Origin of the sequence: Nocardia rhamnosiphila NBRC 108938 (assembly GCF_000720425.1) — a bacterium.
Taxonomy (GTDB): domain Bacteria; phylum Actinomycetota; class Actinomycetes; order Mycobacteriales; family Mycobacteriaceae; genus Nocardia; species Nocardia rhamnosiphila.
The window spans coordinates 489,242-501,392 of the sequence record NZ_JOAJ01000005.1 but is presented as its reverse complement, the minus strand read 5'-3'; the positions used below and the strand labels follow the sequence as shown (position 1 = coordinate 501,392).

13 protein-coding genes are annotated in these 12,151 nt (G+C 68.6%); 7 read left to right on the top strand and 6 right to left on the bottom strand.

All coding sequences use genetic code 11. From position 1 onward, the window contains the following. Positions 1–90 precede the first annotated feature (90 nt). Both IG75_RS0119900 and IG75_RS0119895 read left to right on the top strand, forming a co-directional pair. Entirely contained in the window at positions 91–1,119 is a 1,029-nt protein-coding gene (locus IG75_RS0119900) for an SDR family NAD(P)-dependent oxidoreductase (RefSeq protein WP_030522570.1), read from the top strand. A gap of 39 nt (positions 1,120–1,158) precedes the next feature. Further along, positions 1,159–1,725: a TetR family transcriptional regulator C-terminal domain-containing protein gene (locus IG75_RS0119895; protein WP_030522571.1), complete on the top strand. Its 567-nt coding sequence runs from the start codon at positions 1,159–1,161 to the stop codon at positions 1,723–1,725. 21 nt (positions 1,726–1,746) lie between these two features. Here the strand turns inward: IG75_RS0119895 and IG75_RS0119890 are convergent, their stop codons facing one another. Then, a complete protein-coding gene (locus IG75_RS0119890) occupies positions 1,747–3,003 on the bottom strand; it encodes a serine hydrolase domain-containing protein (protein ID WP_030522572.1) in 1,257 nt (418 codons plus the stop codon). A 229-nt stretch (positions 3,004–3,232) separates the two neighbouring features. On the opposite strand from IG75_RS0119890, the gene IG75_RS0119885 reads away from it, so the two are divergent. Continuing rightward, a complete protein-coding gene (locus IG75_RS0119885; RefSeq protein WP_030525855.1) occupies positions 3,233–4,780 on the top strand; it encodes an MFS transporter in 1,548 nt (515 codons plus the stop codon). Here the strand turns inward: IG75_RS0119885 and IG75_RS0119880 are convergent. From IG75_RS0119880 to IG75_RS0119870, 3 genes are all read right to left on the bottom strand, one after another. Then, positions 4,745–5,356, bottom strand: coding sequence for a D-sedoheptulose-7-phosphate isomerase (locus IG75_RS0119880; protein ID WP_051714735.1), 612 nt, complete (start codon positions 5,354–5,356; stop codon positions 4,745–4,747). The genes IG75_RS0119885 and IG75_RS0119880 overlap by 36 nt on opposite strands. Beyond that, entirely contained in the window at positions 5,353–6,075 is a 723-nt protein-coding gene (locus IG75_RS0119875) for a hydrogenase assembly protein HupF (RefSeq protein WP_051714734.1), read from the bottom strand. The genes IG75_RS0119880 and IG75_RS0119875 overlap by 4 nt, the downstream gene beginning before the upstream one ends. 477 nt (positions 6,076–6,552) lie before the next feature. Beyond that, positions 6,553–7,539: a sulfite exporter TauE/SafE family protein gene (locus IG75_RS0119870; RefSeq protein WP_081876977.1), complete on the bottom strand. Its 987-nt coding sequence runs from the start codon at positions 7,537–7,539 to the stop codon at positions 6,553–6,555. Between the two features lie 184 nt (positions 7,540–7,723). Between IG75_RS0119870 and IG75_RS39895 the strand changes: the two genes are divergently transcribed. Together IG75_RS39895 and IG75_RS39890 are read left to right on the top strand one after the other, a co-directional pair. Then, positions 7,724–8,119: a hypothetical protein gene (locus tag IG75_RS39895; protein ID WP_210436821.1), complete on the top strand. Its 396-nt coding sequence runs from the start codon at positions 7,724–7,726 to the stop codon at positions 8,117–8,119. Beyond that, positions 8,116–8,760, top strand: coding sequence for an MDR family NADP-dependent oxidoreductase (locus tag IG75_RS39890; RefSeq protein ID WP_210436822.1), 645 nt, complete (start codon positions 8,116–8,118; stop codon positions 8,758–8,760). Before IG75_RS39895 ends, IG75_RS39890 begins: the two co-directional genes overlap by 4 nt. Before the next feature lie 79 nt (positions 8,761–8,839). Here IG75_RS39890 and IG75_RS0119860 read toward each other — a convergent pair whose 3' ends face one another. Continuing rightward, positions 8,840–9,460 carry a DUF6069 family protein gene (locus IG75_RS0119860; protein WP_030522577.1) on the bottom strand — a complete coding sequence of 207 codons (621 nt, stop codon included), beginning with the start codon at positions 9,458–9,460 and terminating at the stop codon, positions 8,840–8,842. Between the two features lie 573 nt (positions 9,461–10,033). Between IG75_RS0119860 and IG75_RS0119850 the strand changes: the two genes are divergently transcribed. Together IG75_RS0119850 and IG75_RS0119845 are read left to right on the top strand one after the other, a co-directional pair. Next, the gene (locus IG75_RS0119850; RefSeq protein WP_030522579.1) at positions 10,034–10,417 is read left to right on the top strand and encodes a type II toxin-antitoxin system RelE/ParE family toxin; all 384 of its coding nucleotides are present in this window, start codon (positions 10,034–10,036) and stop codon (positions 10,415–10,417) included. Continuing rightward, positions 10,414–10,755 (top strand): helix-turn-helix domain-containing protein, encoded by a 342-nt coding sequence (locus IG75_RS0119845; RefSeq protein WP_030522580.1) that lies wholly within the window; start codon positions 10,414–10,416, stop codon positions 10,753–10,755. The genes IG75_RS0119850 and IG75_RS0119845 overlap by 4 nt, the downstream gene beginning before the upstream one ends. Positions 10,756–10,847: 92 nt before the next feature. On the opposite strand, the gene IG75_RS0119840 is transcribed toward IG75_RS0119845, so the two are convergent. Next, positions 10,848–12,029, bottom strand: coding sequence for a helix-turn-helix domain-containing protein (locus IG75_RS0119840; RefSeq protein WP_210436823.1), 1,182 nt, complete (start codon positions 12,027–12,029; stop codon positions 10,848–10,850). Positions 12,030–12,151: the final 122 nt, after the last annotated feature.

The following is a 12,151-nucleotide window of genomic DNA, read 5'->3' as shown; positions in this document are numbered from 1 at the left end:
ACCTGTTTTCGAACACCGAACCCACCCTGGCGCACTTTCTTACTTTGGAGTAAGTTCGGCCGGGAAAGACCTGCGCAAAGGGGGCTGTTCATGAGCGATTCCGGGACCGACCAGGCCGGACACCAACTCACCGGACGGCATGTCCTCATCACCGGCGCCTCGTCGGGCATCGGCCGGGCCGCGGCGCTGGCCGTCGCGAAGAAGGGCGCGGTGGTGTTCCTGCTCGCCCGCCGCGAAGACGAACTCGCCACCGTGGTGGCGGAGATCCGGGCCGTGGGCGGCCGTGCCTACGGCTACCCCTGCGATATCACCGACTCCGCCTCGGTGGAGGTGACCCTCGACAAGCTGCTCGGCGAGCACGGCCGGGTGGACATGCTGGTGAACAATGCCGGTCGTTCCATCCGCCGGGCCATCCACCGCTCCACCGACCGGCTACACGATTACGAACGCACCATGGCGGTCAACTACTTCGGCGCGCTGCGGCTCACCCTGGCGCTGCTACCGCAGATGCGCGAGCGCAAATTCGGCCATATCGTCAACATCAGCAGCGCGGGTGTGCAGGTGGCCACCCCGCGATACTCCGCCTATCTGGCGAGCAAGGCCGCGCTGGACAAGTTCACCGAGGTCGCGGCGGTGGAAACCATGGCCGACGGGGTCACCTTCACCACCATCCACCTGCCCCTGGTCCGGACCCCCATGATCGCCCCGTCCGGTAATCAGGGCGGCCGCGCCGAATCGCCGGAATGGGCGGCCGCGACGATCGTGCGCGCGCTCACCCAGCGGCCCCGGCGTATCGACGTGCCGATCGGCACCCTCGGCGAGTACGGCGCGATGTTCGCCCCGCGCCTGCGTGACTTCGTCCTGCACCGCTACTACCGGATGATCCCGGACTCCCCCGCCGCCCGCGGCGAACAGACCGAATCCGCCCCGGTCACCCCACTCGACACGCAGACCTCCGAAGAGGAGACGCCCGTTGTCCACCGCATCGGCGGCGAGCACCCCGCGCCGCGGTCACGGCCGCGCCGCGCCCCACTGCCCCGGGCCGGAGCACGAGTGGCACGCGGTACCGGCGCCGCGCTGCGGCGTGCGGCGCGCTGGGTTCCGGGCACCCACTGGTGAAGCCGGTCCTGCCGTCGTGCCCGGAAAGGAGCGTCGATCGTGACGACCGATGAGCACAGCGCCGCGTTCGACGCCGTCTTGGACCTGGTGACCTCGCGCGGGATCACCGAAACCACACTGCGCCGGGTGGCCGACCACTGTGGCCTCGACGGGAAGACGCTCCGCCGGAAATACGGTGACCAGTACGGCCTGCTGATGGCCGCCGCCAAAGAACTCGAACTCGATCGCGATCGCCGGCTCGCGGCGGTCGGCAGCGAGCCGCGCAGCGACTCGGTGGCCGATCGGCGGGCCTACCTCGAGGCGGTCACCCGCGCACTGCTGCTGGACCCCACCGACCGGCGGCGCCTGCTGCTGCGCACCGAGATCGTCGCGAGTGCCCGGCTGGTGAACGGGATGGAAGCCGAAACCGAGTGGATGGGCACCTCCACCCGCGCCATCGTCACCGCCGCGCTCGCCCGGGCCGGGGTGACCGAGGCCGAACTGGAAACGGAACGGCTGCTCGCCCTGATCAGCGGCCTGGCCTTCGAACTCGCCTATCCGCACGGCGCGGGCGAGGGTACGGCCGATCGGGTGGTACGCCACCACATCGCCACCATCGTGCACTGACCGCGACGCGCGGGAGCGGGGTCAGAGTTCGAAGGTCCGCTCCGCGGGCGCCAGTGGCCGGAATGCCCCCGAGATCTGTGCCACCAGCTGCCAGGGCCGTTCGCCGTCCACCGAGGATTTGCCGTTGGTCAGGATCGCCCCGCTCAGCCCGCGTGCCGGATCGGCCCAGCCGTACTGTGTGGTGAACCCGCTGCGGCCGAAATGCGCGCTCGTATCGTGCCCGAATTTCGAACGGTGCCCGCCCAGTTCGTAACCGGCCCGGCTCACCCGTCCCGCGACTCCGGGGACCCGGGGTGCGGGCCGTACCGCGTCCCGCACCGTCTCGGCCCGCATGATCCGGACGCCGTCGAGTTCGCCGCCACGCGCGAGGATCTCGTAGAACCTGGACAGTTCGGCGGCGGTCGTGACCAGATTCCCCGACGGCAGTTCGGCGGTGAGGAAGGACCGATTCGATTCCCGGTTCACCGCGTCCGAGGCGAAGCCACCGCCCAGCGCCCGCCCGGCGATGAAAGACGCGAGTTTCGACGGCGGGGGGCCGGTTTTCACGCTCGGCACCACCGCGTCCACGTCCTCGGGCCGGACGCCCAGATTCGTCCACCGGAAGCTCAGCGGTTCCAGCACCTGTTCGGCGAGATGATCCTTGATCCGCTTACCGGTGGCCCGCTGTACCAGCAGCCGCTGGATGAGCCCGCTGGTCAGGGCGTGGTACACGCGGAAGCGTCCGGCCGGGTAACTCGGCTTCAGATCGACCAGACCGCGCAGGCAGAGTTCCTCGTCGAAAACCATTTCGTGCCCGCGGTAGGGGCGGGTCACGAACGGCACCCCGGCGGTATGGGTGAGTACGTGCCCGATGGTGATCGCCGCCTTCCCGTGGGCGGCGAATTCGGGAATGTAGTCACTGACCGGATCGTCGAACGCGAAGGCACCCTGCTCGATGAGCATGAACATCACCGCCGCGGAAACACCTTTCGCGGTGGAGAATCCGCAGAACGGCGATTCCGTGGTCACCGGGACCCGCTCGGCCGCCGGACCGTCGCCGGGCGCGTTGCCCCGGCTGTGGCCGATCGCCCGGTTCAACACCACTCGCCCGTTGCGGCGCAGGCAGATCTGGATCGCCGGGGTGGCGCCCAGCCGGTACCACGCCTGTACCGAGTCCCAGATCGATTCGATCTCCGCCGGGCTCGGCCCGCCGGGCCCGGCATCCTCCTCCGGACCGACAGCGGTGATGTCGTCCAGTTCGGCGGCGACCGGGACCAGGAGCGCGGTATCTGCCTTCACACGCCCCAGGGTAGCCATGCCGCCGAGGCGGCGACGGGCGTCGACCACTCGGGGCGCGACCGGCCGGGGTCCCGGTCGGCGTCGGTCACGGGCCCACCACCCGCCACCGGTGACCAGGCGGTCCGCCGTCCCCGCGGGGTAGTGATGGAGATCACCGGTGGTCACCCCGGGGCATTGTGCTCTGATCAAGGGAAACAACCGCTTGTTCCCCATCTGCCGGGAGGTGGCCATGACATCGGTGAACACGCGCCTGTCCCGGGCGCACATCTGGTTGCTCACCCTGTCGTCGATGGCCGTCGCGCTGGTCATCGCGGCCATGGCCGCCCTCTACACCGCGCTTCCCGAGATCGCCGCCGATACCGGCGCCACCCAGCAGCAGCTCACCTGGGTGGTCGACGGTTACACCCTCGCGCTGGCCTGCCTCGTCCTGTTCTCCGGCGCGCTGGGCGACCGGTTCGGCCGCCGCATCATGATGGTGCTGGGCCTGGTGGTGTTCGCGATCGCCTCCGCGGTACCGCTGGCGCTGGACGAGCCGCAGTGGATCATCGCCTCGCGCGCCGTAGCGGGGGTGGGCGCGGCGCTGGTCATGCCGTCCACTCTTTCCCTGCTCACCGGTGGATTCCCGCCCGAACGGCGCGGAGTCGCCGTCGGGTTGTGGGCGGGGGTCGTCTCCGGTGGTGCGGTCCTGGGCATTCTCGGCTCCGGGCTGCTCTTGCAGATCTGGACCTGGCACGCCATCTTCCTCGCGATGACGGTGGCCGGCGTCGTCCTGGCGATCGCCGGGTGCACGGTCCCCGAATCCGTGGACGACTCCCGGCCGCCGCTGGACTTCTGGGGCGGTATCACCGCGTCGGTCGCCGTGGGCGCCGTCGTGGTCGGGGCCATCGAGGCGCCGGTGCGCGGCTGGACCGATCCGCTGGTCCTGGGCTTGTTCGGCGCCGGGGTCCTCGCCGGAGTCGGGTTCGCGACGGTCGAACTGCGGGTGCCGAACCCGCTGCTGGATGTGCGGCTCTTCGCCGACCGCGGCTTCGGCAGCGGCGCGGTGAGCGTCGGCGTGCAGTTCCTGGTGGCCTTCGGCTACTTCCTGCTGTTCGTCCAGTACATGCAACTGATCTTCGGGTACTCACCGCTGATGTCCGCGGTGGCCATGGCGCCGATGATCGCGCCGCTGATCGGTATCTCGGTCGTCGCCCCACGGCTGGCCGAACGGTTCGGCCTGCGCCTGCCGACTTTCATCGGTCTGCTGTGCGTCGGTAGCGCGCTCATCCTGGTGTCCCGGATCGCGGTGGACAGCACCTACCTCGATGTCCTGTGGCCGCTGCTGATTCTGAGCACCGGCCTGGGTCTGTGCACCGCCCCGGCGACCGCCGCGATCATCAACGGCACACCCCCGGAGAAACACGGGGTGGCCTCCGCGGTGAACGACGCCTCCCGGGAGGTCGGGGCGGCCATCGGTATCGCGATCTCCGGCAGCATCCTCGCCGTCGGCTATGCCGATCGGATCGCCCCGGCACTGCCTCGGTTGCCCGAAGCGGCCCGCGGACCGGTCGGTGATTCGCTGGCCGCCGCGCTGGAGGTCGCCGAGCAGGGAGGTCCGGCGGCCGCGCCGCTGGCGGCGTTCGCCAAGGAAGCCTTCGTCCACGGTGCCGCGCAGGCGGCGCTGGCCCTGGGCATCCTCACCGTAGTGATGGCGTTCGTGCTGGGCGCGTGGGCACCCGGCCGCCGGACCACCCGCACCGATTCAGCCGCCGAAGACGCCGTGCCGATGCACCGATAGCCACAGCGCGTACCCCAGCAGGGCCTGTGACTCGTGGATCCGGTGCGGACAGCGCGAATCGACCACCAGACAGCGGTCGACCGTGTCGCCGTGGTCGAATGCGCCACCGTCCCCGCCCGCGAAACCGATCGTGTACATCCCGCGTTCCCGGGCCTCCGCCAGCCCCGCCAGCAGATCTGGCGAGCCGCCGCTGGTCGACATGGCCACCGCGATATCGCCGGATTGCCCGCGCGCGGCCAGCTGGCGCGCGAACACCGATTCGAAGCCGCAATCGTTGCCGACCGCGGTGAGTACCGCCTCGTCGGCCGACAGCGACCACGCCGGCAGCGCGGTACCATCCGGCGGCCGGGCGAACAATGCCGCGAGCGTGGCGGCATCCGTCGCACTGCCACCGTTGCCGAAGGTGAAAAGCCTGCCGCCATCGGTGAAGCGGCGCGCCATCTCCCGGGCCGCCGCGGCGACCGGTTCCGCGTTCGCCGCGAGGGCCCGCGTCCGCACACCGATGCTCTCCGCGGCCCGCTCCTGCGCGCACGCGGCCAGTTCGCCGAGCAGCACATCCGCCTCGTTCGACGTCATCGTTCGTCCTCCGCTCCGGCCGTGCTCACCGCCATACCGGCGTGCACCAGCACCAGATCTCCGGGCCGTACCGGTTCGACGAAGGACGTCGTGACGGTTTCGGTGCCCAGCGGCGTACGGATACGCGCCGTCCCGTCACCGAGCGGAGTCACCACCTCGCCGAGCCTGCCCTCTTCACGACCGGCCTCCCGGCGCTCCGGTTTCCGCTCCGGCGCGATCAGGCCGGGATGCGCGAAACACCGCTGGGTGAGCTCCCACAGCAGGTGATAGAGCAGTACCAGATCACCCGCGGCCGACAGCCGGGGATCGGGGCCGTCCAGCCACAGCAGGTGGTCGGCGAGCCCGGCGGCCGGCCGCGGGCCCGACCCGATCCAGATGGTGTGCACGCCCCAGGCCGGGCCGCGCACCAACAGTGACCGCACCTGCGGTTCGTGCGCGGCGGCGATCGCCAGCACCATATCGCCGGGCCGGGTCGAAACCCGGGCGGTATCCACCAGATACGGCCCGGTCAGGGCGGCAGCGGGGAGGGCACGCACCTCGGCGGCATCCGGATGCACGAATTCGACGGCGATGTGCTGGGCATGTGGTTCCCAGGAGGGCGCCACACACCACAGCGACGCGCCGGCCGCGAACCGCCGCGCCAGCGTCAGCGCCGCGGCCGCCAGGTCCTCGGCCAGATCGGCACGAAAAGGCGTGGCCGCCAGGAGGTCGTTCACCATGGCACCACCCCACCGACAGCCACGACCGGGGCTTCACCGCCGTAGTCGGAGCTCTCGCTGATCCGGCCCGGAATGCCCCAACACATCTCAGTCCTCCTCTAGCGATCGGACACGATGACCGAAACATAGTGGCGTGCCGATGTTTCCGGCCACCGACCGTTGTCCAGCCCTATCGGTGCGGTACTACCCGGCTGTTACGAAATTACGAATCCCGATCGCGAACCGCGCCCTCCACGCCGGACTGCCGGGGCAACAGATCGGCCCGGTGCTTTCGGGAAAGCACGCACCTCGAAGTGGTGACCGAACGCGGCGTCCGCACCCTGACGAGGCCTTCGGCACGGGCTCATCGTTCGGAACCCGCCGAACGAGCACACCGAAAAGGCGCCCGGCTGCCCGGACATATTGTCCGGGCAGCCGGGCGCTGTCCCCTCACCCTCCGGTCGTACCGCCCACCGGGGCGGACCGGGCGATCGGCAGCTACCTGACCGGCACCTGCGTCGCGTCCGCGGAGCCTTCACCGGCGGCTTCGGTGCCAGCGGACCCCGCCACCGCGGGTTCGGCAGCGTCCGCGCCCGTGGTCTCGGCGGCATCGGTGGCCGGGGCCGTCCGGGACTTCCGCCACGCGAAGACGGTGAGCGTGACCGCCACCACGACGATCAACACGTAACCGATCGTGCGGGGCGCGCCCTCGATATCGAAGTGCTTGAACAGCGTGCGCGAGTTGGTGAGGACCAGCAACCCGCCGACGCCCGTGCCCAGCACACCCGGGGTGATCCGGCTGACCAGCCAGGCGGCGATCGGTGCGGCGATCACACCGCCGAGCGCCAGACCGGCGATGATCAGCAGGTTGTCGAAGAAGTCCGAGCCGAGCCCCAGCAGGAAGCCGACACTGGCCGAGGCCGAGACGATGAACTCCGAGGCACTCACCGAACCGATCACCGTGCGTGGCGCGGACCGTCCGGTGGTCAGCAGGGTGCTGGTGGTGACCGGCCCCCAGCCGCCGCCACCGCTGGCGTCGATGAAACCGCCGAACAAGCCGAGCGGGGTCAGGAATTTCGCGGAGTGCGCGGTCTTCTCCGAGGCGGCGAATTCCACCGGCGGTCGCGACGAGAACCGGACGACCAGGAAGACGCCGATCGCGAGGAGGATGCCGGCGGTGATCGGCGCGGCGGCTTCGGTGGAGATCCGCGACAGCACGGTCGCGCCGAGGAAGGCGCCGACACCGCCGGGCACACCCAGCCGTAGGACGACCTTCCAGTCGATATTGCCGAACCGCCAGTGCGATGCCCCGGAGGCGAGGGTGGTGGCGACCTCGGCGAAATGGACCGCCGCGCTCGCATGCGCGGCACCCGTGCCGCTGAGGACGAGCAGCGTCGTCGCGGTGACGCCGAAGGCCATCCCGAGCGTGCCGTCGACGATCTGCGCGCCGATACCCACAAGGGTGAAAACCAATAACTTGATCATGACGGTGTGCTCCCCGAACCTGGACCGGAGATCCGAGGGTACGACGTGGTCACGCGGTTGACACGGGTTGCGATCACCGTGAACGCAATACTGCCGGCCTGCCCGAGCGGCAGCCGGTACGGCGCCCTCGGGGGCGCGGAAATGAAGGCGACACCGGCGGCATTCCTGGGGCACACTGGCCGCCGTGAGCGACCGCACCTTCTGTCAGATGATCCTGCGCGAACGGCCGGCCGCCGGAATCACCGCCGGTACTTTTGCCGAAAAGGCTAGCGCCTTCCCGGTATTGGAGAACGGCGAGGCCCTCGTACAGGTGGAGTGGCTCGGCATCGATGCCACCCAGCGCACCTGGCTCAACCCCGCGACGACGTATACCACGCCGGTCGGCGTGGGCGAGGTGATGCGCGGGAGCGGGGTGGGGCGGGTGGTCGCCTCCCGTGATCCGGCGCTGCCGGAAGGGCAGTGGGTCTACGGTGAGCTCGGCTGGCAGGAGTACGCCGTGGCCCGCGCAGCGGGGTTGTTCGGCGTGAATCCGGTCCCCCGGGGATCGACCCCCGCCATATGCTCACCGTTTTCGGCGTGAGTGGGTTGACCGCCTATATCGGCATCACCCGGGTGCTGGAGGTCGCGGAATCCGATGCGGTGCTGGTCACCGGCGCGGCCGGCAGCGTCGGATCGCTGGCCGGACAGATCGCGCGACTCCTCGGGGCGCGGGTGCTCGGCACCGCGGGCACGCCGGAGAAAGTGGACTGGGTACGCGAGACCGCCCGTTTCGACGCCTGCCTCGACTATCGCGCCGACGACGTCCCCACCGCGCTGCGCGCCTTCGCACCCGACGGGCTGACCGCGGTCTTCGACAATATCGGCGGAAATCTACTGGAGAACGCGCTGGACCACCTGGCCGTGCACGCCCGGATCGCGCTCTGCGGATCGATCTCCTCCGGTTACACGGCGGCCGGCTACGGCGCCGGCCCCGCCAACTACATGCAGCTGGCCTTTCGCCGTGCCCGTATGGAGGGTTTCATCTTCTACGACCACCACGCCGATTTTCCGGCCGCCCTGGCCCGGCTCGCGGGCTGGGTCGCGGCGGGCGAGCTGGTCTGGGCCGAGGATGTCGTCGACGGTCTCGGCAACGCACCGGCGGCCCTGCAGCGCCTCTTCGACGGGTCGAACCTCGGTAAACAGCTGGTCCGCATCCGGTCGGAAAGCTCCGGGGCCGGCTGAGACCAGCGCGTCGCGTACCGGGGTCCCGGGCCGCCCCACGGCACCCGGGACCCGGCGCGACGGCGCGGGACGGAAGAACTCAGTACTGCGACTGCGGGCGCCGGATGATCGCCCCGGACCCGACCCCGCCGAGCAGCGAAATGATGCACAACCCCGCGATCAGGTTGATCACGGCCGTGGCGATCTTGGCGTCCACCCCGGCGACCAGGGTGAACGGCACCAGTGTCGCCAGCGCGGTGACCAGTCCGGTGATCCAGTAGAAGAACTGCATCGGGCTCGGCATCAGGGCGAGCAGCAGGTTCAGCAGACCGGTCGCGGCGATCGCGGCGGCCCCACCGGCCACGGCGTACGAGGTGGTCGAGACCGTGCCGTAGGCTCCCTCGCCCTCCGGTGAGAGGACCGCGATGTTCAGGATGCCGCGCACCAGCATGATCAGCACCACGATCACCAGCGCGACGACGATGGCCGTGCCGACACCGCCCGCCCACAGCCGTCCGACATTGATCTTCGGTTCGTTGGACCGCTCGGTCGACCGCTCGGGCTGGTCCGGTTGGTACCCGTATTCGACCTGGTGCCCGTACTCCGGTTCCGTCGAGTAACCCTGCTGCTGGGGATAGCCCTGCTGCGGGTAGGCCTGCGTCCGAGGGTAACCCTGGCGGTGAGGGTCCTGGCGCCCGTAATTGTGCGGCGGTTCCGTCATAGGGGGAAAGTACCCCGCATGAGCTCCGCGACCCACCCGAATCGGTAGGCGCATGTCGGGCGCCGCACCGGCCGGATTCAGCCGGGCCGGGTGAGGGCACCAGCCGGGCCGGCAAGTTCGCTGAATCGGCGGCCCGCGACAGGGCAGCCCGCATTTCCGGAACCCGGTGACAGGAGACACCGTCATGACCCACACGATCAACCCGGCCACGGGTTTCACCAGCACGATCAACGCCGAAGCACAGGCGAGATACGCCATGGGCGATCGTGCCGACTTCCACGACGTCGAACGCGGTCTCTGGCCGGTTGGGACGACCCGCTGCACAACGACGCGGACCAGGTCATCCACGACGACCGTCAACTGGACTAAATCCGTGACGACGCGCCCGCCCTTCGTCGGTGCATATCGCCGCTCCATGAACAGGTTGTCCCTGATTAGGTCGGCTTCGAACCTTAGGGGGCGCCGAGCCTACCGGCTCGCCCCTCAGCAGGATTGTAACTTCGGTGAGCCTGGGGTCATGTCCATTGCCTAACCGTGCTTGCAATATGTCACTAACGACATATACTAGCTGGCGTGGGTGAACTGTTCACCATCGAGATCGAGCCGGAAGTGCGAAACTGGCTGCAGTCGCTACCCGCCAAACACTTCCTCAAGGTCGATGAGTACGTCGGCCTGCTCGCCGACCGCGCCGACACTCTCGGCGAGCCTTACGCTCGCTATCTCGGCGACGGGGTACGCGAACTACGTCCGACATTGGACGGTGCCGATATTCGGATCACTTACTGGCTTGCACCCGGTCGACGCGTCATTCTGTTAACTGTCTTCCGCAAGTCTCGGATGCGGGAAGATGCGGAAGTGAAGCGAGCAAAGCTCGCCCAACAGGTGTGCCGTGCCGAGCACGAACCCGCCCACGAAGAATTCGTGCGAACGATCGAGAAAGGAGAACTGGACCGATGAACCATGCACGCTGGAAGACCCTCCAGGAACGTAAACTCGTCGAGGGTTACACCGAGCCCGAGGACGTGGCCGAGGCTCGTCGCGAAATTCGGCTCTCCATGGCCTTGGCCGAAGCCGTTTACACGCGTCGTACAGAGCTCGGGCTCACCCAAACCGACCTCGCCGAGCGATCCGGACTCACCCAGGCCAAGATCTCACGCATCGAAGGCTCCGACACGGTACCGACTCTTCCGCTCCTCGCGAAACTGGCCGATGCCCTCGATGCCACCCTTAACATCGCCCTCGACGCCAATGACACGCGCGTGGATTTCATCAGCCACCACACAGACGCAGCTTGACTACTTCACTGTTTCGAGGGGCCAGAGCCAACTCTCGAGGCCGGCTCCCGAGGCCGTGAGGGTTGTGGTGACGGACCCGGTCCGCAATACGCTCACAGCGATAGCCCCGACCGGTATGCCATGCCGCGCAATTCGCGACCAACGGCGTCCTTCTTGGCCCGAGCCAGGAGTTCGGCGAGTACTGCTCGCATGAACGGGTGCCGATGGATACGAGCGGGCGATATCTTCTCGGCACGACGGAGCATCAGCACCGCTTCGGTCTGCCGCCTCGGAATCCGAGCCAGAGCGCGGCCGTATTCGCGGTAGTACGCAGCCTGCCGCGTTGGTGAAAGCGCACGTGGATTCACGGTTTCGGCGATCGCGGCCGCCTCGTGGTGCTCGCCGGATTCGAGAGCGACGGACATCCGCCAGATCCCGACGTTGGACGGGCCGAATCCCAACCACATGGCATTGGCGTCGCCGGTGCGTGCGGCGAGTTCGTCGGCCTGCCCCAGAGCGGCATGACGCTCCGCGGTATTCCCCTGAGCGGCAGAGACCAGGGCGTGCGTCAACGTGAGCATTCCGGTGACCTGGGTAGCTTCCGGAGTTGCTGTCCCGGGCTCGGCTGTAGTCAGCAAGCTGCGGGCCGAATCGAAACCGCCGGCGGCGATCAGCCCGAAACTGGTCCCGAACGCGCTCACCGCGCCGAAGAGCGGGTCGTCCAATCGTTCTGCGGCTCGCCTGGCCAGTACCGATGCCTGCCACGCGAGATCGGAACCCGCCCCGATATCCGACAACCATGCCTGGGTGCCCTGAACATGCGTGAGGACAGAGAGTTCCAGTAGCTCTCTGTCATCGCGTCCGGCCAGGAGTGAGGTATGGAGATCTCGTACGAGGCCAGGGAGCTGTGCCCCGACCAGCGCGTATTCACATCGGCGCTGTGCCTCCAGGATGTCTTTCGCCCTGGATATCAGGACATCGGCCGGAACGATCTCACCGCCCGGCTCACCGATACTCGCCTGCAACAACGACAATCGCACATCGCCCAGCGAACGGTCCTCTTCCAGCTCGCCGCTCACGCCCACAGCATTGCGGGTGATCTCGCTCGGCGCGACTTCCAGTGCGTTCGCCAGAGCAATGATCAACGACCGGCGATCCAATGCGCGCTCACCGGACTCCAGACGCGAAAGGTACGAGGCGGAGATTCCGGCCAAACCGGCGACGACAGCGAGGGATTTCCCACGCGCATGCCGTATCCGGCGGAGCGCCCGCCCCATACCGTCGTCAGCGGCCATACAGCCAGGGTAGCTCAGCGCATAAGCCGTACCAGGCCTGTTTTGCCTGGGTGGCAAACCTATGCCCGCGCTCTGGTTGATGCTTCCACCACCCGGCGCCGAGACGCGACACATACCTCCCG